The 19,964-nt window shown below is 70.8% G+C and carries 21 protein-coding genes and 1 pseudogene; 13 read left to right on the top strand and 9 right to left on the bottom strand.

The window, feature by feature from the left end; translation table 11 throughout:
- Positions 1-9 precede the first annotated feature (9 nt).
- From ALI22I_RS46240 to ALI22I_RS46200, 9 genes are all read left to right on the top strand, one after another.
- Positions 10-1,539 carry a sensor histidine kinase gene (locus tag ALI22I_RS46240; RefSeq protein ID WP_077011855.1) on the top strand — a complete coding sequence of 510 codons (1,530 nt, stop codon included), beginning with the start codon at positions 10-12 and terminating at the stop codon, positions 1,537-1,539.
- Positions 1,527-2,168: a response regulator gene (locus ALI22I_RS46235; protein WP_077011854.1), complete on the top strand. Its 642-nt coding sequence runs from the start codon at positions 1,527-1,529 to the stop codon at positions 2,166-2,168. Before ALI22I_RS46240 ends, ALI22I_RS46235 begins: the two co-directional genes overlap by 13 nt.
- Before the next feature lie 83 nt (positions 2,169-2,251).
- Complete coding sequence (locus ALI22I_RS46230) at positions 2,252-3,325, top strand: hypothetical protein (RefSeq protein WP_077011853.1); 1,074 nt, start codon at positions 2,252-2,254, stop codon at positions 3,323-3,325.
- The gene (locus ALI22I_RS51725) at positions 3,322-4,101 is read left to right on the top strand and encodes a hypothetical protein (RefSeq protein WP_077011852.1); all 780 of its coding nucleotides are present in this window, start codon (positions 3,322-3,324) and stop codon (positions 4,099-4,101) included. Before ALI22I_RS46230 ends, ALI22I_RS51725 begins: the two co-directional genes overlap by 4 nt.
- On the top strand, positions 4,098-4,436 hold the full coding sequence (locus ALI22I_RS51720) for a hypothetical protein (protein ID WP_077011851.1): 339 nt from the start codon (positions 4,098-4,100) through the stop codon (positions 4,434-4,436). The genes ALI22I_RS51725 and ALI22I_RS51720 overlap by 4 nt, the downstream gene beginning before the upstream one ends.
- Positions 4,433-5,524 (top strand): hypothetical protein, encoded by a 1,092-nt coding sequence (locus tag ALI22I_RS46215; protein WP_077011850.1) that lies wholly within the window; start codon positions 4,433-4,435, stop codon positions 5,522-5,524. The genes ALI22I_RS51720 and ALI22I_RS46215 overlap by 4 nt, the downstream gene beginning before the upstream one ends.
- 90 nt (positions 5,525-5,614) lie before the next feature.
- A complete protein-coding gene (locus tag ALI22I_RS46210) occupies positions 5,615-7,006 on the top strand; it encodes an FAD-binding oxidoreductase (RefSeq protein ID WP_077011849.1) in 1,392 nt (463 codons plus the stop codon).
- Between the two features lie 198 nt (positions 7,007-7,204).
- Complete coding sequence (locus ALI22I_RS46205; protein ID WP_077011848.1) at positions 7,205-7,963, top strand: bestrophin-like domain; 759 nt, start codon at positions 7,205-7,207, stop codon at positions 7,961-7,963.
- Positions 7,960-9,081, top strand: a complete 1,122-nt coding sequence (locus ALI22I_RS46200) for a hypothetical protein (RefSeq protein WP_077011847.1) — start codon at positions 7,960-7,962, stop codon at positions 9,079-9,081. Before ALI22I_RS46205 ends, ALI22I_RS46200 begins: the two co-directional genes overlap by 4 nt.
- 7 nt (positions 9,082-9,088) lie before the next feature.
- On the opposite strand, the gene urtE is transcribed toward ALI22I_RS46200, so the two are convergent.
- From urtE to urtA, 5 genes are read right to left on the bottom strand one after another with little or no spacing between them, the layout of a single operon-like run.
- Complete coding sequence (urtE, locus tag ALI22I_RS46195; RefSeq protein WP_077011846.1) at positions 9,089-9,784, bottom strand: urea ABC transporter ATP-binding subunit UrtE; 696 nt, start codon at positions 9,782-9,784, stop codon at positions 9,089-9,091.
- Positions 9,784-10,533, bottom strand: a complete 750-nt coding sequence (gene urtD, locus ALI22I_RS46190) for an urea ABC transporter ATP-binding protein UrtD (RefSeq protein WP_077011845.1) — start codon at positions 10,531-10,533, stop codon at positions 9,784-9,786. Before urtD ends, urtE begins: the two co-directional genes overlap by 1 nt.
- Positions 10,530-11,606, bottom strand: a complete 1,077-nt coding sequence (gene urtC, locus ALI22I_RS46185) for an urea ABC transporter permease subunit UrtC (protein WP_077011844.1) — start codon at positions 11,604-11,606, stop codon at positions 10,530-10,532. Before urtC ends, urtD begins: the two co-directional genes overlap by 4 nt.
- Positions 11,603-12,478: an urea ABC transporter permease subunit UrtB gene (gene urtB / locus ALI22I_RS46180; RefSeq protein WP_077011843.1), complete on the bottom strand. Its 876-nt coding sequence runs from the start codon at positions 12,476-12,478 to the stop codon at positions 11,603-11,605. The genes urtC and urtB overlap by 4 nt, the downstream gene beginning before the upstream one ends.
- A 47-nt stretch (positions 12,479-12,525) precedes the next feature.
- The gene (urtA, locus tag ALI22I_RS46175) at positions 12,526-13,743 is read right to left on the bottom strand and encodes an urea ABC transporter substrate-binding protein (protein ID WP_077011842.1); all 1,218 of its coding nucleotides are present in this window, start codon (positions 13,741-13,743) and stop codon (positions 12,526-12,528) included.
- Positions 13,744-13,988: 245 nt separating this feature from the next.
- Between urtA and ALI22I_RS46170 the strand changes: the two genes are divergently transcribed.
- The 3 genes from ALI22I_RS46170 to ALI22I_RS46160 all read left to right on the top strand — a co-directional run bounded on the left by ALI22I_RS46170 (position 13,989) and on the right by ALI22I_RS46160 (position 15,782).
- The gene (locus tag ALI22I_RS46170; protein ID WP_077011841.1) at positions 13,989-14,741 is read left to right on the top strand and encodes a DUF427 domain-containing protein; all 753 of its coding nucleotides are present in this window, start codon (positions 13,989-13,991) and stop codon (positions 14,739-14,741) included.
- 69 nt (positions 14,742-14,810) lie between these two features.
- Positions 14,811-15,422 carry a uracil-DNA glycosylase gene (locus ALI22I_RS46165; RefSeq protein ID WP_077011840.1) on the top strand — a complete coding sequence of 204 codons (612 nt, stop codon included), beginning with the start codon at positions 14,811-14,813 and terminating at the stop codon, positions 15,420-15,422.
- A gap of 126 nt (positions 15,423-15,548) precedes the next feature.
- Positions 15,549-15,782, top strand: a complete 234-nt coding sequence (locus ALI22I_RS46160) for a hypothetical protein (protein WP_077011839.1) — start codon at positions 15,549-15,551, stop codon at positions 15,780-15,782.
- Between the two features lie 10 nt (positions 15,783-15,792).
- Here the strand turns inward: ALI22I_RS46160 and ALI22I_RS46155 are convergent, their stop codons facing one another.
- Both ALI22I_RS46155 and ALI22I_RS46150 read right to left on the bottom strand, forming a co-directional pair.
- Positions 15,793-16,746, bottom strand: a complete 954-nt coding sequence (locus ALI22I_RS46155) for a helix-turn-helix transcriptional regulator (RefSeq protein ID WP_077011838.1) — start codon at positions 16,744-16,746, stop codon at positions 15,793-15,795.
- Positions 16,747-16,783: 37 nt separating this feature from the next.
- A pseudogene (locus ALI22I_RS46150) lies at positions 16,784-17,014 on the bottom strand (ATP-dependent DNA ligase); the annotation flags it as partial.
- Between the two features lie 195 nt (positions 17,015-17,209).
- Between ALI22I_RS46150 and ALI22I_RS46145 the strand changes: the two are divergent.
- Positions 17,210-17,713: a DinB family protein gene (locus tag ALI22I_RS46145; protein ID WP_077011837.1), complete on the top strand. Its 504-nt coding sequence runs from the start codon at positions 17,210-17,212 to the stop codon at positions 17,711-17,713.
- Positions 17,714-17,908: 195 nt separating this feature from the next.
- Here the strand turns inward: ALI22I_RS46145 and ALI22I_RS46140 are convergent, their stop codons facing one another.
- Positions 17,909-18,373 (bottom strand): cupin domain-containing protein, encoded by a 465-nt coding sequence (locus ALI22I_RS46140; protein ID WP_238598912.1) that lies wholly within the window; start codon positions 18,371-18,373, stop codon positions 17,909-17,911.
- Positions 18,370-19,893 (bottom strand): GGDEF domain-containing protein, encoded by a 1,524-nt coding sequence (locus ALI22I_RS46135; RefSeq protein WP_083752504.1) that lies wholly within the window; start codon positions 19,891-19,893, stop codon positions 18,370-18,372. Before ALI22I_RS46135 ends, ALI22I_RS46140 begins: the two co-directional genes overlap by 4 nt.
- Between the last annotated feature and the right edge of the window lie 71 nt (positions 19,894-19,964).

Raw genomic sequence — 19,964 nt, 5'->3', positions numbered from 1 at the left:
TTGGGCAGCATGCTGCTGCCGTCCGCGATCTGCGCGGTGAGCGCGGTCTACCTGATCGCGGGGGTGATCAGCCGCCGGGTGCAGCCCCGCAACCGGATCGGGCTGTTGTTCGTGCTCGTCGGGGTCGGGTGGTTGCTGAACTACACGGTGGACGACACGTCCTTCCTGGTGATGCTGGCGGCCCAGGGGTGGCCGTCCGTGCTCGGTCACGCGCTGGTGGCGTTCCCGACCGGCAGGTTGCGCACGGTGCCGCGTCGGCTGGTGGTGGGTGCCGGGTACGTCGAGACGATCGTGCTGAACGTGGCGCACGACTGCCCGTGCAAGCCGTGGGCCGGTCCGGTGATCGAGGCCGAGACGGCGATGACCGCCGTCGTCGGGATCTCCATGCTGGGTCTGCAACTGCACCGCTGGCGGGTCAGCAGCATGGCGCAGCGGCGGACGCTGACCTTGATGCTGGGCGCGATGGCGGTGGGGGTCGTCACGTTCGCCGCGTGGGAACCGGCGGCGGAGGCGGGCCTCGACCTACCTCTGGTCGTCCTGATGCTTGCGTTGAGCGGCGTCCCGTTCGCCTACCTCGCGGGCCTGCTGCGCCGGCGGATGGACCGCGGCGCGTTGGCCGACCTGGTCGTGCGGCTCAGCGGCGACAGCCGGCGGGCCGGGGTGCAGGAGGCGTTGGCGGCCACGCTGCACGACCCGGGTCTGCGCGTCGCGTACTGGGTGGCCGAGCAGGAGCAGTACGTGGACGTGGACGGGCGGCCGGTGGCACTGGATGCCGTGCACACCAGGGTGGACCGGGGCAGCACGCCGGTCGCCGTGCTGCTGCACGACCCCGCGCTGGACCTGGAACTGGTGGATGCCGCGTGCGCCGCCGTCGGCCTCGCGCTGGAGAACGAACGGCTCACCGCCGAGCTGCGGGCGAAGGTCCGGCAGCTGGCCGAGTCGCGCACCAAGGTGCTGTGGGCGGCGGAGGACGAACGCCGGCGGCTGGAACGCAACCTGCACGACGGCGTCCAGCAGCGGCTGCTGTCGGTGGTGATGACGTTGGGGCTGGCCGAGACCGTGCCGTCGGAACGCGGACGCGCGCTCGCCGCCGAGGCCAAGCAGGCCGTGCTGGCCACCATCGACGACGTGCGCGCGGTGTGCCACGGCATCCACCCGCCGGTGCTGACCGAACGCGGCCTGCACGGCGCGGTGCGGGAGCTGACCGCGTTGGCCGAGCCGCGGGTGGACCTGACGCTGGACCTGCCGGAGACCGTGCCGCCGTTGGTGGAGACGACGGCGTACTACGTGGTGGCGGAGGCGCTGGCGAACGTCACCAAGCACGCCGAGGCGTCCCGCACCAAGGTCGTGATCACCGGTGGTGGCGGGCGGTTGGTCGTGCGGGTGGACGACGACGGGCGCGGGGGAGCGGACCCGGAGCTCGGCTCGGGGCTGCGCGGCCTGAGCGAACGGGTGGAGGCGAACGGGGGGACGATGCGGGTGGTCAGCGGGCCGGGGGAGGGCACGAGCGTGCGGGTGGTGCTGCCGTGCGGGTCGTGATCGCGGAGGACTCGACGTTGCTGCGCGAGGGGTTGACCAGACTCCTGGCCGAGGCCGGTTTCGACGTCGTGGCGGCGGTGGAGGACGCGCCGGCGTTGTTGACCTCGGTCGGCGCGCACCGGCCCGACGTGGCCATCGTGGACATCCGGATGCCGCCGACGCACACCGACGAGGGGCTGCGGGCGGCGGTGGTGTTGCGGCGGCAGTACCCGGAGACGGGGGTGCTGGTGCTGTCGCAGTACGTCCGGGTGAGCTACGCGGCGGAGTTGTTGGACGCGGGCGCGGACGGGGTCGGCTACCTGCTCAAGGACCGGGTGTCGGACCTGGCCGAGTTCACCGCCGCGATCCGGCGGGTGGGGTCGGGCGGGTCGGCGTTCGACCCGGACGTGGTGAGCCGGTTGCTGGTGCGGCGGCGCGGCGACAGCGAGAGCCGGTTGACCGAGCGGGAACGGGCGGTGCTGGCGTTGATGGCGGAGGGGCGGACCAACCAGGCCATCGCGCAGCGGCTGTTCATCGCCGAGCGGACCGTGGAGAAGCACTGCACGAGCATCTTCACCAAACTCGACCTGTCCGCGAGCCCGCACGACCACCGCCGCGTGCTCGCCGTCCTGCGCTACCTCAACGCCTGACCTGTAGGTGGTGCGGTTAACCGCACCACGGGGTGGGGCTGGCACGATTCCGGCGCACGTGGTCGCGGCGGCAGGCTGGCCCCATGACACTGGGGCAGGATCTGGAAGTCGACGAACCGGCGGGGAGCACGGCGCCCGCGCGCCCGAGGCCCAGGGCGGGCTATCGCACGGACCTGATCACGGTCCTGCTGGGGACCTGGTTCTCGCTGGGCCTGTTCCTGGACGCGTGGGCGCACTCGAACGTGCCCGAGCTGGAGTCGTTCTTCACGCCGTGGCACGCGGTGTTCTACTCGGGCTTCGCCGCGACCGGCGCGTGGATCCTGTGGGTGCTGTGGCGCAACTACCAGCAGGGTCTGCGCGGCCTGGACGCGGTCCCGGTCGGCTACGGGCCGGCGGTGATCGCGCTGCCGGTGTTCGCCGCCGCCGGCATGGGCGACTACCTGTGGCACACGTTCATCGGCATCGAGCAGGGCATCGACATCCTGTTCAGCCCCACCCACCTGGTCCTGATCTCGTCGATGATCCTGATCCTCACCACGCCGCTGCGCACCGCGTGGAGCGACCCGGCCATGACCGGCCCGTCGTTGCGGCAGTTCCTGCCCGCCGCGCTGTCGCTGGGGTTCACCGCCGCACTGGTGGTGCTGTTCTCCGGCTACGCCGACGCGACCGAGTTCACCAGCGGTGAGATCATCAGGGCGTTCACCTTCGAGAAGAGCGAAGGCGGCTCGGGGTGGGCGAGGTCGCTCGCCTCCTCGATCATGTTCACCAACCTGATCATGGTGTTGCCGCTGCTGCTGGCCGCACGCCGGTTCCGGCTGCCGTTCGGCACCGCGACCCTGCTGGCCGTCGTGGTGATGCTGCTCAGCACCGCCGTCGCCGACTACACCAACATGAGCACCGCCATCGGGTTCGTCGTGGCCGGTGTGATCATCGACGTGCTGCTGGTCAAGCTGCGCCCGTCCGAGGACCGGCTCAAGGAGTACCGGATCTTCGGCGCCGCGGCCTCGTTCGTCACCTGGGCGGTGTACTTCGCGGCGGCGGGCATCGACCAGGGCGCGATGCCCGGCGTCACCGAGATGTGGACCGGCGCCCCGGTCATGGCCGCGCTGCACGGACTGCTGATGGCGGTGGTGCTCGTGCCGACCGCCCGCCGGTGAGGGCACTGCTCCTCGCCCTCGTCCTGCTGATCTCCACCGCCACCCCGGTTCAGGCGCACGCCGGCGGCCTCACGCCGCAGGACCACCTGAGCCGGGTCACCGGGATCGAACCGCCGCTGCCCGGCGTGACGGCGGAGATGGTCAACCACGGCACCCAGTTGGAGATCCGCAACGGGAGCGGCACCCCGATCACCGTCGCCGACCACGTGATCGGGGTGGGCGAGGCCTACCTGTTCCGCGACGAACGCACCACCGCGCCGCAGTGGGAGGTGCCGCTGGGCACGTCGGTGATCAAAGGTCGGGTGGGCACCACACCGGGCCCTAACCCGTTGTGGTGGCTGCTGATCACGGCCGCGATCGCCCTTGGCGGCTACTTCCTGGGGCGTAGGCGGGCACTGCTGGCGGCGGGCGTGGTGGTGGTGACGGCGGCGCACGTGTGGCACGCGGTCGGCTCGACACTCGCCGTGACCGGCCAGCCGTTCGTGCCGCTGCTGATCGGGGCGAGCGGCGTGGGCCTGGTGGCGTGGCCGTTGACCGTGGTCGCGGTGGTGGCGGCGGTGCGGCGCAGACCGGCGACCGCGTTCGTGGCGGCCGTCGTCGGCGCGATGTTCGTGGTGGCGGGGATACCGGACTTCGACAGCTTCCGGTTCTCCCAGCTGCCGTTCGCCGGTCCGGGCGACCTGGACCGGCTGCTCGTGGCACTCACCCTCGGCGGCGGCCTCGGCCTCGCCGCGGGTGGATTCGACTTCATGCGAAGGGCTGGTTCGACCACATGAGCCCGGTGATCCGAGTTCTGCTCGCCCTGCTCGTACTCGCGGGGTGCTCGTCGGCGCCGCAGCCGGCGTCCCCGCCGGCGCCGGACGGGCCGCTGGTGCTCGAACTGTCGGTGGACCAGGCGTCACCGCAGCGGGTGGAGGCGGTGCGCGGGCAGGCCGTCGAGCTGACCGTGACCAGCGACGAACCGGTGGACGTGCACGTGCACGGGTTCGACGTGCTGGGCCGGGCCGAGAGCGGCACACCGGCGGTGCTCAAATTCACCGCCGACCGGACCGGCACGTTCGACGTGGAGGCGCACCCCGACACGCTGCTGGTGCAACTGGTCGTTCGGTGACGGTCCTGGCGCACGGGGTGGGCGCGCGGCACGACCTGCCGCTGCCGTTGGACCTGGTGCTCCAGGGCGCGGCGGTCGCGCTGCTGGCGTCGTTCCTGGCGCTGGGGCTGCTGTGGGCGAAACCCCGGTTCGACACGGCCGTGCCGAAGCCCGAACGTGACTGGTGGCCGGTGCGGGTGCTGGTGGCCGCGGGGCTGCTGCTGGTGCCCGCGCAGGCGTGGCCGCACCTGGTGTTCGTGCTGTTCTGGGTCGGCGTGGCGGTGCTGTCGATGCTGCTCGGGCCGGTGTGGCGGGTGCTCAACCCGCTGCGCCTGGCCGCCCGCGTCACGCTCGGCCGCACGTACCCGGAGCGGCTGGGCCACTGGCCCGCGGCGCTGGGGCTGCTGGCGTTCACCTGGGTCGAGCTGGTCGAGCCGGACGCGCTGCCGTGGTTCCTGGCGGCGTACGCGGCGGTGAACGTCGCGGGCGGCGTGGTGTTCGGCCACACCTGGTTCGAGCGGGCCGACGGGTTCGAGGTGTTCTCCACCCTGCTCAGCCGGTTGTCGCCGCTGCACGGCAACCCGTTCCGCGCCCTGGTCGCCACGCCGGTCCGGTCCGGCCTGGTCGCAGTGGTGGCGGTGCTGCTGGGCTCGACCGCGTTCGACAGCATCGGCTCCACACCGACCTGGGAACGGCTGGCGGTACCCGACTGGGTGGGGCTGGTGGTGACGGTCGGGCTGGTCGCGGGCAGCTACCAGCTGGCGTGCCGGGCGTTCGGCGGGGAGCTGGCGCACTCGCTGGTCCCGATCATCGCCGGGTACGTCGTGGCGCACTACTTCTCGCTGCTCGTGGTCGAGGGCCAACGGGGCGTCGCGCTGCTGTTCGGCGTCACCGACTCCACCCCGGACGACGCCCTCGCCGCCCCGGTCCTGGTGGCCTCGGTTCAGGTGTGCGCGGTGCTCGCCGGTCACCTGCTGGCCGTGGTGTCCGCGCACGACCGCACGTTGCGGCTGCTGCCGCCGCAGAAGCAGCTGACGGGCCAGGTCCCGTTGCTGGTGCTCATGGTCGGCTACACCTCGGGCGGCCTGGCCCTGCTGTTCGCGGGCTAGGGCCGTTCACGAGTACCGCGCGCCGAACGCGCCGCGAGGGTCCACTCTAGACACGCCTGGGGGTCCCGCTCCGAGTTGTGGAGGTTGGACATGTTGGATGTCTCGGCACTGCGCGGCGTCTTCGGGGGCACCGTGCTCACGCGCGACGACGACGGTTTCGAGGCCGCCCGGGTGTTGTTCAACATCGCCGTGGAGACCTCGCCCGCGGTGATCGCGCGGTGCACCACCGCGGAGGACGTGAGGCAGGCACTGGCGTTCGCCCGGCGGTCCGGGCTGCCGGCGGCGGTGCGCAGCGGCGGGCACAGCGTGGCGGGCGCGAGCCTCGTGCAGGACGGCCTGGTGCTCGACATGCGCGCGATGGACTCGGTCACCGTCGCGGCGGACGCGCGCACCGCGGCGGTCGGCGGCGGCGCGACGTGGGGCGCGGTGGACCGGGCGACGCAGGCGTACAGCGTGGCCACGACCGGTGGCCGGGTGTCCACCACGGGTGTGGGCGGGCTGACCCTGGGCGGCGGCTCCGGCTGGCTGGAGCGCAAGTTCGGCCTGGCGTGCGACAACCTGCTGTCGGTCGACCTGGTGCTGGCCGACGGCCGCGAGGTCACCGCGAGCGAGACCGAGCACCCCGACCTGTTCTGGGCGCTGCACGGCGGCGGCGGCAACTTCGGCGTGGCGACGTCGTTCACGTTCCGCCTGCACCGGTTGCCGGAATTCTCGATCGCGCTCCTGCTCTGGCCGCACGACGAAGGCGAAGCCGTCACCCGCGCGTACCGCGATTTCGTGGCCGACGCGCCCGACGAAATCGGCGGTGGGCTGCTCTACCTGACCGGGCCGCCCGAGGAGTTCATGCCGCCCCACCTGGTCGGACAGCTGTGCTGCGCCGTGCTGGTCACCCACGCCGGACCCGAGGCGGAATTGCGCGAACTCGCCGCTCCGCTGCTGGAGGCGGACCCGAAGGCGACCGTGCTGACCGACATCCCGTACGCCGACCTGCAGTGCATGCTGGACGACCCGCCGGGATTCCGGAACTACTGGTCGGCGGAATACCTGATGGATCTGCCGGACGAAGCGGTGCGCCGGTTCTGCGCGAGTGCGTACGAGATGGTGTACCCGTCGCCCTCGCAGCACGCGCTGTGGCCGTGGGGCGGCGCGGTGGCCAGGGCGGGTGACTGGCCGATGCGGCACCGCGACGTGCCGTGGGTGGTGCACCCGTTCGGGGTGTGGGCGGACCCGGCCGACGACGAGCGCGCCCGGCGGTGGGCGCACCGCCTGCGCGACGCGCTCCAGCCGTGGAGCACGGGCGCGACGTACCTCAACTTCATCGGCGACGAGGGCGCCGACCGGGTGGTGGCCGGGTTCGGCGCGGCCAACTACGCGCGACTGGCGCAGGTGAAGGCCGAGTACGACCCGGACAACGTGTTCAACCGGTGGCACAACATCGTTCCCGCGACTGTCCGTCGTGACACAGTGACTCGGTCGGGGTAAAGGATTAGCCCGAAGAGCGGGTTCCCATCGGTTTCGAGTGGATCGATCCCGCTCGCAGTGTCCGCAGGTCACCTGACCGTTGGGCATCCTGAGGCACTCGGATGAACCGCCTTTTCACGGAACCACGCGATCACTAGTTTTCGTAGGCGTGGAATTCGCGGATCTGTGGAAATCGTCCCGGTTGTCGGAAGGGCGTCAATGAGCGTGTACCTCACAGGTCTGCTGTGGGTCGGCGGTGCGGCGGTCGTCGCCGCCATCCTGGCCTACCTGATCCGCAAGTACGGCGAGATCGAGGGCAGGTCGGCCAACAACGAGGCCGCGGGGCAGGTGTTCACCATCGTCGGCGGGCTGCACGCGGTCCTGGTGGCGTTCGTGCTGATCGCCCTGTTCGACGCGGTCACCCAGGCCAGCGACGCCTCGTACCGGGAGGCGGACGGCCTGGTCGCGGCCACGTGGGCGAGCGACGCGCTGTCCAAGGAGACCGGTGAGGAGGTGCGCGAGCTGTCGCGCGCGTACGCGACCACCGTGATGAACGACGAGTGGCCGTCGATGACGGCGGGCACCGACTTCGAGTCCACCGGCTGGTCCCAGCTCGACCGGATGCGCCAGGTCGTGGCCCAGGCGCCCGCGACCGACGAGTGGCAGGTGGACCGCAAGACCGAGGCCGCCAACCAGCTGTGGCAGGTCTACCAGGCCAGGCAGGAGCGGTTGGACGCGGCCGGCGGCGGGGTCAGCTCGGTGGTGTGGTTCGTGCTGGTGGCGGGCAGCGTGCTGGCCATCTGCCTGCCGCTGTTGTTCGGCGGCCCGCTGATGCGCACGCACGTGCTCATCGTGGCCACCCTCGCCGCGACCATCGCGCTGCTGCTCTACGCGACCTACCAGCTGCAGAACCCGTTCGGCGGTGGTGCCGAGGTGAGCCCGGCGGCGTTCGAAGCCGCTGTTGCGCGGTTCGGATGATCGAAGCGCTCGCCCAGCTCGGGTGCACCATCATCCAGGTGGAGGCGGGCCACCACGGTCCGTCGACCACCTTCGAGGTGCGGTTCCCGTCCGGCGCGGCGACGTCCCTCGGCCGGCTCGACGTGCGGCTCAACGCCATCGGCTTCTCCGCGCGGCAGAACCTCGTCTACGGCGTGGACGACGACGGCAGGCTGGTCGCGCTCGACCGCGCGGGCCGGGTCGTCGGCACGCCGACGCACCGGTTGCCCCTGCTGAAGCACGCCACGGCGGGCGTGGTGATGGGGGAGCGGCTGGTGGTGCGGGTCGGCCCGCGGCTGTTGTCGGTGGACATCGACCCCGGCGGCGGCCGCTTCGGGCACGTCGTGCACGAGACGTGGCTGTGGCCGTGGGAGTCCTGGACCGTCGACGACTTCGACGTCAACCCGGCCGACGGCCTGCTCTACGGCGTCGCGACGCACGCGTTCGGGCCCGGCGTGGTGGTCACCATCAACCCGCACAACGGCAAGGTCCGCGAGGTGCCCGGGGTCGGGCCGCTGCCCGGCGGGCACGGCTACGGCGCGGTGACGTTCAGCCCGGAGGGCGCGCTCTACGCCACGAACAACCGGCACGACGGCCGCAGCACGCTGTGGCGGGTGGCGCTGGACGGCTCGGGCGTGGTCACCGAGATCTCGTCGCGGCAGACGCTGCGCACCATCGACTCGTCCGGCTGCCTGTCCGCGCCCCCGGTGATCGACCCGCCGCGACCGACACCGACGCCCACCCCTGGTCCGACACCGACCCCCACGCCCGATCCGACGCCCGTTCCGACGACGACCACCCAGCCGGCGGCGGCGCCACCGCCCCCGCCGGTCACCACCACCACGACGACAACCACCACGACGACAACGACCACTACGACAACGACCACTACGACGCCGACCACGCCCGCACCCACGCCGCCGCAGCCGAACCCGCCACCGCCGGCCGCCCTCAACATGCCGGAACGGCGGGCGGAGACAGTGGCGCCGGTCAACAACAACGTGCGCGACCAGCGCCGCTGGGGCCTGGTCGCGATCCTGCTGATCCTGGGTGCGGGCGCGCTCGCCCGGCAGTCAGCGAGCGCGAGCCGGCGGCGGTGACCCGCGGCTAGACCGCGAGCATCCGCCGCACCTCCTCGTTGTGCAGCTCCTCGACCGCGCCCGCGTGCACGACCTCGCCCGCGTCCATCACCACGAAGCTGTCGGCCAGCCGCAACGCGAAGTCCAGGTACTGCTCGACCAGCAGCACGGTCAGCCCGGCCTCGCGGTGCAGCCGCTCGATCGCGTTCTCGATCTCGTCGATCACCGACGGCTGGATGCCCTCGGTCGGCTCGTCCAGCAACAGCAGCCGCGGCCTGGTGATCAACGCCCGCGCGATGGCCAGCTGCTGCCGCTGACCACCGGACAGGAACCCGGCCGGCCGCTTGAAGAACTCCTTCAACGCAGGGAACACGTCCAGCGCCTCGTCCACCGCCGACGGGTCGCGGTGCGCGGTGGCCTCCAGCGTGACCTGGAGGTTCTCCCACACCGTCAGCTGCGGGAACGACACGTGCCCCTGCGGCACGTACGCCATGCCCGCCCGCACCCGCTGGTGCGTCGGCATCCGCGTGATGTCCTGCCCGTCCAACGTGATCCGGCCCGCGGTGGGCGTGAGCGTGCCCATGACGGTCTTCAGCAGCGTCGTCTTGCCGACCCCGTTGCGGCCCATGACGCAGACCAGCGACCCGGCTGGCACCTCCAGACCAACGCCGAACAGCACCCGCGCCCGCCCGTAGGCGGCATCCACTTCGGACACCGACAGCATCAGCCCACCGCCTTCCCCTTGGCCCGCCCCAGGTACACCTCGCGCACCTCGGGGTCCTCCTGCACCTCGGCGACCGAGCCCTCGCGCAGCACGTGACCCTGGTGCAGCACGGTGACCTTGCGTGCGTACTTGCGCAGGAACTCCATGTCGTGCTCCACCACGACCACCGTGTGCGTCGAGGCGATCTCGTGCAGCAGTTCGCCGGTGCGTTCGCGTTCCGACCGGCTCATGCCCGCCACCGGCTCGTCCAGCAACAGCAGCTTCGGCTTCTGCACCAGCAGCATGCCGATCTCCAGCCACTGCCGCTGGCCGTGTGAGAGGACACCGGCGGGCTTGTCGGCCAACGCCGTCAGGTCCGCCACCTCCAGGGCCGAGGCCACCGCGTCGGACACGCCGCGCCGCCGGCGGAACAGCGACCGCAGCGGCAGCCGGAAACTGTCCGCGAGGTCCAGGTTCTCCACCACGGTCAGGTCCTCGAACACGGTGGCGGTCTGGAACGTGCGGCCGACACCCATCCGCACGATGTGGTGCTCCCGCTTGCCGACCAGCTCCTCACCGCCGAACCGGACGCTGCCCGACGCGGGCTTGGTCAACCCGGTGACCACGTCGATCAGCGTGGTCTTGCCCGCGCCGTTGGGCCCGATCAGGAACCGCAGCTCGCCTTCCTCGACGGTGAAGTCCAGCCCGTCGATCGCGGCGAACCCGTCGAACACCACCCGCAGTCCACGCACCTCCAGCAACGCGCTCACGCCGTCACCTCCACCGGTGCGGAACCGGAACCGGAACCGGTCGGGGTCTGTTTGCGGGACGACAGCCGGTAGCGCACCGACTCGACGACCCCGGCCAGGCCCTTGGGCGCGAACACCAGCACCAGCACGAACAGCCCGCCCTGCAGGTACAGCCAGCCCTCGGCGAAGTCCTCGCTGAACAGGGTCTTGGCGTAGTTGACCGCGATCGCGCCGGCGATCGCGCCCGCGAGCACGAACCGCCCGCCGACCGCGACACCGACCAGCAGCTCCAGCGACGGCACGATACCGAGCAGCGCGGGGGAGATGATGCCGACGATGGGCACGAACAACGCACCCGCCAAGCCCGCCATCACCGCGGAGATCGTGAACGTGATCGTCTTGACCACGGCAGGGTCGTAGCCGAGGAACCGCACCCGGTCCTCACCGTCCCGCACCGCCACCAGCAGCCGGCCGAACCGGCTGCGCACCAGCAGCTTCGCCACCAGGAACGTCACGCCGAGCACCACGGCGGCGACCGCGTACACGGCGCGCTGCCCGTTCGGGTCGGTCAGGTCCAGCCCGAAGAACTGGGTGAAGTTCGTCATCCCGTTCGTGCCGCCGGTCAGGCCCTGCTGGCCCACCAGCAGGATCACGAACGCCGCCGCCAACGCCTGGGACAGGATCGCGAAGTACGCGCCGCGCACCCGTTGCCGGAACACCAACAGCCCCAACAGGAACGCGACCAGACCGGGCAGCAACACCACCGCCGCCAACGCGAACACCGGGTTGCCGAACGGTTTCCACAGCGCGGGCAGCTGTTCGACCCCGCTCCACACCATGAAGTCCGGCAACCCGGCCGACCCGGCCTCCTTCAGCTTCAGGTACATGGCCATCGCGTAGCCGCCGAGGCCGAAGAACACGCCCTGGCCCAGCGTCAGCATCCCGCCCTGACCCCAGGCCAACGCGATGCCGACCGCGACGATGGCGAAGCACAGGTACTTCGCCAGCAGCCCGAGGCGGAACGGCGAGAGCGTCAACGGCGCCAACGCCAGCAGCACGATGCACACCACCAGGGAGATGCGACCCAACGTCATACCAGCGTCCTCCCCTTCAACACGAACATGCCCTGCGGTCGGACCTGGAGGAACGCGATGATCGCCACGAACACCAGCACCTTCGCCAGACTCGCGTCGGTCCAGAACTCCAGGTAGCCGTTGAGGAATCCGAGTGCCAGCGCCGCCAGCACCGCGCCGCGCAACTGGCCCAGCCCGCCCGCGACCACGACCAGGAACGCGTCCACGATGTAGAAGGTGCCCAGGCTCGGGCCGACCGGGCCGACGAGCGTCAACGCGACGCCCGCCACCCCGGCCAACCCCGAACCCAGCAGGAACGTGAACCGGTCCACCCGTCCGGTGGCGATACCGCTGTACCCGGCCAACTCCCGGTTCTGCACCACCGCCCGCATCCGACGGCCCTGCGGCAGCTTGGTCAGGTAAACCCACACCCCGACCACGCAGAGCACGGCCAGCACGATGATGAACATCCGGTTGTAGGGGAGGCGGACGCCGAGCAAGTCGACGCCGCCCACCAGCCAACCCGGTGCCGTCACCTGGACGTTCGGCGCGCCGAAGATGTCCCGCGCCAGCTGTTGCAGCACCAGGCTCACACCCCAGGTCAACAACAGCGTGTCCAACGGCCGCCCGTAGAACCGCCTGATCAGCGACCACTCCAGCAGCAGCCCCATCAACCCGGCCACGACGAACGCGACCGGTAGAGCGATGAGGAACGACTGGCTGGTGAAGCCCTGCAACAGGTATGCGGTGTAGGCGCCCGCCATGATGAACTCGCCGTGCGCCATGTTGATCACGCCCATCTGGCCGAACGTGAACGTCAGACCGAGCGCGATGAGCAGGAGCACCGCGGCGATGCTCAGTCCGATGGGCAGCTGGTTGGCCAATGCCCCCATGTGTCCCTCCTGTGTTGGATTGCGCCGCCTCCGGCGACGCGACCTCGCTAACTCAGGCCGCCGGCCCAGTCGTAGCTCTTGAGGTACGGGTCCGGCTTGATCGGGCCGGGGGAGGACCACACTTCCTTGATCTGGCCGTCGGCCTGGACCAGGCCGATGCGCGCGGTCTTGGCCACGTGCTGGTTCTCGCCGTCGATGGTGGTGGTGCCCTCGGGCGCCTCGATCGAGATGCCGCCCGCGGCCTTCTTCACCGCCTCGACCTCGACGGTGCCCGCCTTGGCGACGGCCGCGGCCCACAGGTAGACGGCGTTGTAGCCGGCCTCCATCGGGTCGGAGGTCACCTTGTCCGCGCCGTACTTCGCCTTGAACGCCTTGACGAACGCGTCGTTCGCGGGCGTCGTGGTGGTCTGGTAGTAGTTCCACGCCACCAGGTGCCCGGCCACGTTCTCCGGCCCGATGCCCTTGACCTCTTCCTCGGCCACGCTCACCGAGACGACCGGCGTGGTCTGCGGCGTGATGCCGGAACCGCGCAGCTGCTTGAAGAACGCCACGTTGCTGTCGCCGTTGAGGGTGTTGAACACCGCGTCCGGCTTGGCGTCGGCGATCTTGTTCACCAGGGTGCTGTACTCGGTGTGGCCGAGTGGCGTGTACTCCTCGCCCGCGATCTCGATGCCCTTGGCGGCCGCGTACGCCTTGATGATCTTGTTGGCGGTGCGCGGGAACACGTAGTCGCTGCCCACCAGGAACATCTTCTTCTTGCCCTGCGCGGCCAGGTAGTCCAGCGCGGGCACGATCTGCTGGTTGGTTGTCGCGCCGGTGTAGAAGATGTAGGGCGAACTCTCCAGGCCCTCGTACTGCACCGGGTACCACAGCAGCGCCTTGTTGCGCTCGAACACCGGGAGCATGGCCTTGCGGCTGGCGGACGTCCAGCCGCCGAAGACCGTCGCCACCTTGTCCTGGGAGATCAGCTTCTGCGCCTTCTCGGCGAACGTCGGCCAGTCGGACGCGCCGTCCTCGGTGACCGGGACGAGCTTCTTGCCGAGCACGCCGCCCTTGGCGTTGATCTCCTCGATGGCCAGGAGTTCCGCGTCGCGGACGGTCACCTCGCTGATGGCCATGGTGCCGCTCAACGAGTGCAGGATGCCGACCTTGATGTCGTCACCGGAAGCACCCGCGTTCGAACTCGGATCGTCGACGCAGGCCGTCGCGAGGAGGGCGGGAAGCAGGAGGGCGATCAGACCGCGCTTGAGGGTTCTGGGACGCACCGGCGGCTCCTTTCGGCTGTGGAACCGAGAAGGTATGAACCGGAAGTTGCGTGCCGGACGCGTCAGGTTACGGTCGTGTGGCCAATGCGCACCGTACCCAGTCGTAACCTTCCGCCCTCACAGCCCGTTTCCGAACCGTCATCCGAACGGTCGCCCGCATCCGCCGAACGTGTCACCGGCTCGCGGGTTCGCGGCAGCCGACCGGACGACAGCGACCAGGTCCGACTCGGCGTAGCGTCGGAATCATGAGCGCTGCGGAACGCGGACGGGTGCGCGTGGAGACCGGGGCCAAGCGGGTTCGGGTTTATCTGGCGGGTGAGTTGGTCGTCGACACGACGCGGCCGGCGTTCGTGTGGGAGAAGCCGTACTACCCCACGTACTACTTGCCGGTGGCGGACTTCCGGGCCGCCCTGGTGCCCATCGGCGAGGTGAGGCGTTCACCCAGTCGTGGTGACGGCCAGGTGTACGACGTGAAGACCAGCACCGGCACCGCGCCCGGAGCCGCGTTGCGCTACCCGGAGTCACCGCTGGAGTCCCTGCGCGACCTGGTCCGGCTGGAGTGGGACGCGATGGACGAGTGGTTCGAGGAGGACGAGCCGGTCTACGTCCACCCGCGCGACCCGTACTCCAGGATCGACGCCCTGCGCAGCAGCAGGCACATCCGGGTCGAGATCGGCGGCGTCGAGGTGGCGAACTCGCACCACCCGGTGATCCTGTTCGAGACCGGCCTCCCGGCCCGCTACTACCTGCCGATGACCGACGTCCGGATGGACCTGCTGCGACCCACCGACCTGCGCACGAGCTGCCCGTACAAGGGCAACGCCGAGTACTGGTCCGTCGTGGTCGGCGAGGACGTGCACGAGAACCTCGTCTGGACCTACCGCACGCCCGTCCGGGAGAGCACGCCGATCGCGGGTCTGGTCGCGTTCTACAACGAGAAGGTCGACACGTACGTCGACGGCGTCCTGGAGGAACGGCCCCGCACGCCATTCAGCTGAGTGTGATCGCCGTCTGCCGCCCGGACGGCGGATGGTAGGGGGTGGTCGGTCCGGGAACGCTTGCCAACCATGGACGTCTTCCCCTCCACGCCGAGGGCCCACCGCAACCCCGTGGTCGTCGCACGGAAGAAGGCGCTGCTCAAAGCGCCGCACATGGCCAAGTTGACGGAGTTCGCGCAACGCATCGCCACCGAGCGCAAGGCCGACGTGCCGCTGTTCGACCCCGCCGGAGGCGGTGTCAACTCGAAGGTCCTGTTGCTGCTGGAGTCACCGGGGTCGGCGTCGACGAAGTCCGGCTCCGGCTTCAACTCCCTGGACAACGACGACCCGACGGCCGCCAACGCGTTCGCCGCGATGACCGAGGCCGGTCTGTCCCGGCGGGTGTGCCTGAACTGGAACGTGGTGCCCTGGTACCTGGCCAACCGCGAGCCGACGCCCGCGGAGCTGCGTTCGGCGGTGCCGTACCTGGTGGAGCTGCTGCGGATGCTGACCGACCTGAAGGCGGTCGTGGTGCTGGGCAGGCCCGCGGGCACCGGCTGGACGCTGTCCGGCCGCGGTCACAAGCTGAAGGTGTTCAACGCGCCCCACCCGTCGCCGCTGTCCATCAACCGGGACCGGGCGGGGCGGTGGCCGCAGCTCGTGGACGCCTTCCGGCAGGCCGCCAAGGTGGTCGACGGCTGAGCTTCACTCGATCGGGAGTTCACGCAGTCGGAATCGGTACACCCGGGTTTCCGCCGGGACGTGTCGAACCCGGGCAGTCTGCTTCGTCGTACGGGTAGAGCACCCGACGCACGGAGGGAGACCGCCATGGACACCACCACCATCACCCCCAGGGACCGCGCCGTGCTGCGCGCCGTCGCGGCGGGCCGCTGCGTGTACGCCGCCGGCACGTTGCTGGTCGACGGGATCTGCTGCTGCGACCAGTTCATCGGCCCCCGGCTGGTCCGCGCGGGCCTGATCTCGTCCCAGTCGGGCCCGGCCCGGCTGACCGCCAACGGCCGGGCCGTGCTGGACGCCGCGTACGACGCCGTCGCCGCTTGAGCCCCGGCGTTCAACCGTTGACCGCGCGCCCGATCCGGTCGTGCACCCCGCGCAGGTGTTCCACCAGCTCGTGCGGCTCGTGCACCTCGAACTCGCACCCCAGCTGCACCAGGTGGAACGCCAGGTACTCCACCGTGTCGGCGAGGCGCACCCGGCACGTCCGTTCGTCCACCTCCTCGACCTCGGCGCCGCCGAACCGACCGCGCACCTCACGGGCGGGCAGGTGGACGGTCGCCACCGCCGTGTAGGTCGGGGCCCGGTTCAGGATGTGCTCCGCCACGTAGGTGGCCGCGTCGGCGGCCGGCAGCGGACGCGGCGTGAACCGCGCACCGGTGGCCGACAACGCCGTCATCCGGTCCACCCGGAAGAACCGCCAGTCGTCCCGCTCCAGGTCGAACGCCAGCAGGTACCAGCGCCGCCCGGACGGCACCAGGTGCTGCGGCTCGACGTGCCGCCTGCTCTCCGCGCCGTCGGCGGCGGAGTAGCGGAACCGCAGCCGTTCCCGGTTCGCGATGGCGGACGCCAGCACGGTCAGGTGCGCCGGATCGACGGTCACGCCGTCGGCGCCCAACACCACCGGCACGGTCGCCGCACCCAGCGCGCTCAACCGCCGCCGCAACCGGGACGGCAGCACCTGCTCCAGCTTCGCCAGCGCCCGCACCGAGGCCTCCTCGATGCCCGCGACGGTCTGCTGCGCCGCCGCGCGCAGACCGACCGCGATGGCCACGGCCTCCTCGTCGTCCAGCAGCAACGGCGGCATCGCCGTGCCCGCGACCAGCCGGTACCCGCCCTCGGCGCCCATCGACGCCTCGACCGGGTAACCCAGCCCCCGCAACCGGTCCACGTCCCGCCGGATCGTGCGCGGGCTGACCTCCAGCCGCCGCGCCAACTCGCTGCCCGGCCACTCGCGCGGCGTCTGGAGCAGCGACAGCAGGGCGAGCAGCCGGCCGGCGGTGTCGGTCACCAGCCCAGCATGCCGGACAACCAGGACAGCTCCCGACCTACTTGTCCCGCCGCCACATCTCCATCAGCTCTGCCGGTGCGACCTCTTCGAGTTGCTCGTACGTGCACGACTCCGGGGTGCGGTCGGGGCGGAACCGGACCAGCCTGCTGGTGTGCCGAAAACGTCGGGCCTGGAGGTGCTCGTAGCGGACCTCGACGACCAGTTCCGGCCGCACCGGCTGCCAGGACAGCGTCTTGGTCGGGTTCCACCGGCTTTGTGCGCCGGGCGTGGTCGCGTCGATCTCGCGCGGCACCGAGTGGACGGCCTTGGCCAGCATCGGCCGCACGGGTGGCATCACGGGGAGGTCCACGCCGCCGAGCGTAGATCGAAGGAGGAATTTCCACCGTCGGTCGCAATTCAGGACCGGAGTTGTCCGCGATAGCTCATAGCCTGAGTCCAACGCCGAAACGGAAGGCAGAAACCCATGAGCACCACCGCGATCGCCTCGACCGAGCTCACCGACCTGCTGTCCACCCTCGCCAGGCACCGCGGGTTCCTCCGCTTCACCGTGCGCGAGCTGACCGACGAGCAGGCCCGGCTCACGCCGACCACGAGCCAGTTGTCCCTCGGCGGCCTCATCAAGCACGTCCGCGACATGGAGGAGAGCTGGATGCGCTTCGCGGTCGGCGGCGCCGAGCTGATGGAGAGCGTCCAGGGGGACTGGGTGAACGGCTTCCGCATGCTCGAAGGCGAGACCCTGGAAGGCCTGCTCAAGGACTACGAGGAGGCCGCCGCGAAGACCGAACGGCTGCTCCGGGACCTGGACCTGGACACCGCCCACCCGCTACCGGTGGCGCCGTGGTTCGAGCCGGGCGCCAGCTGGAGCGTCCGCCGCGTGGTGCTGCACCTGATCGCCGAGACCGCCCAGCACGCCGGCCACGCCGACATCATCCGCGAGACCATCGACGGCCAGAAGACCATGGGCTGACACCACGCCTTACCCCGAAAGGGGGAACCGGTGTATCGGGAGTGTTGCGACGCGGGGTGGCGTCTCGATCGGATCGCTACCCTGCGTGGACTGCTGTGCCAGGCAGCTCGACGGCCTTGGTGCAGTTCGACATCGTGGCCACCTCCGGCGCGTTCTCGGCGCGGACGCCGTTCGTGCTGACCGGGTAGCGGGCTCTCACAGCCGGCAGAGCCGCCGGATCGTGTCGGCGTGCGAGGGGTAGAGCGGGGCGAGGGTGTCGGCCGCACCGAAGGTGACCACGTCGTCGGTGTAGGGCGGCACCACGACCGTGCCGACCAGTGACCACTCGCCGTCCGGTTCGCTGGCCTGCCAGACGCCGGCGGGCACGACGACCTGGGGGCGCTGGCCGGCGGCGAGATCGGGGCCGAGCACGGGTGTGGTCACCGTGCCGTCCGGGTGCAGCAGCAGCATCCGCAGCGGCGCGCCGAAGTGGTAGGCGTAGATCTCCACGTGGTCGAGCTTGTGCACACCGGAGAACTCGCCCTTGCGCAGCAGGTAGTAGATCGCGGACACCTCGGGCGAGCGCCACGACTGCCCGAACCACCCGCCCTCCACCGGCAGTTCCGCCAACCCCAGGGCCGCGATGGCCTCGTCCGCCGTCACCGTCGAATCCCCGTTCACGACAACTCCGCTTCCACTGATCCGTGCACGACGACCATCCCCTTGCCCAGCCGCTTGGCCGTGTACATCGCCGCGTCCGCCGTGCCCAGCAGGTCGTCGGCGGTCAACGACGGGTCGAACGCGTCGCGGTGCGAGATGCCGATCGACGCCCGGATCTCGTGCGAGCCGTTGGCGGTCCGGAGCGGCTCGCTCATCGCCTCCAGCACCCGCCGCCCGATCTCCTCCGGCGCCTGCGGGTAGCCGTCGACCAGCACGCCGAACTCGTCACCGCCCAGCCGGGCCACCACGTCCTGCGTCCGCACGCACGCCTGCAACCGCGCCGCCACGATCCGCAGCACCGCGTCGCCCTCGGCGTGGCCGAAGTTGTCGTTGACGTCCTTGAACCCGTCCACGTCGATGAACAGCACCACCGCCGGCGACGTCCCGGCCAGCGCCGCGTCCAGCCGTTCCCGGAACAGCGCCCGGTTCGCCACCCCGGTCAGCGGGTCGTGGTAAGCCTGGTGCCGCAGCCGTTCCCGGCTGTCCCGCAGCTGCTCCAGCAGCCGCACGTTGTCGATCAGCGTCAGCAGCTGCCGGGCGATCACCAGCAGCACCACGCCCAGCCCGACGTAGATCTCCAACGGGTTCAGCCGCACGCCCGTCGCCGTGCCGACCACGATGAACAGACCGGTGACCAGCATCGGCAGGTACGGCACCAGCAGGTGCAGCAGCTCGCCCGCGCGCAGCCGCGCCGAACCGGCCCGCTCCCGCGCGCCGTCACCGGGCGCGATCGAGCTGAGGAAGAACAGCGCCGGGCACACCATGAACCCGATGTCCGCGGCCGTGGGGATGGCGGTGGCGCCCTTGCTCACCAGGAACGCGAACACCCAGCCGGAACCCGACTGCGCCACGCCCGCCAGCGCGATGAACAGCACCGGCAGCTGCCGCACCGACCGGTGCGTCCACGACGACACCAGCAGCACGACCAGCATCACCAGATACGCCGCCGGGTGCGCCACGACGGTCGCGAAGCCCGGCCCGGAGGTGGCCCACGCGCGGACCATCGACTCCAGCAGCGACACCCACGTGAGCACGAACAGCGAGCCGACCACGATCAGCCCGTCCAGCGCGACGACGAGCTTGCTGCGGTGCCCCGGCAGCTTGCCCGACCCGCCGTGCGACAACACCAGGATCGCGCACAGCGTGAGCGCGGGCACGAGCATGAACCCCAGCGGCGCCAGCGTGGACGAGGGCAGCGACACCCCGAGGAACACCTGGCCCCAGATCCACGCGCACAACCCGACGACCAGGCTCGCCATCGCCGCGGCCATCCACAGCCGCCAGCGCCGCGCCACGCCCTGACGCCGCCGTGCGGCCCGCCAGTAGGACACCATCGCCGCGGCAGAGGCGAGGAGCTGGGTGAACTTGTCGATCGCCACCGACGTGGGCCGGTCGAGCACCCCGGAGACGACCAGGCAGACGATGCCGACCACCAGGGCGCAGACGGCAGCGGTGACGATGCCGAACCGCCTCAGGGTCATGGCACCCCGCTTTATGCCGCGACTGGAGTCGATCACTTGACTTAGGCACTGTAGTGACATCGTGACGCTGT

This window comes from Saccharothrix sp. ALI-22-I, assembly GCF_001984175.1.
GTDB lineage: Bacteria > Actinomycetota > Actinomycetes > Mycobacteriales > Pseudonocardiaceae > Actinosynnema.
Note: the sequence above shows the minus strand (reverse complement) of the source record. Positions and strands in the feature narration are given on the sequence as shown.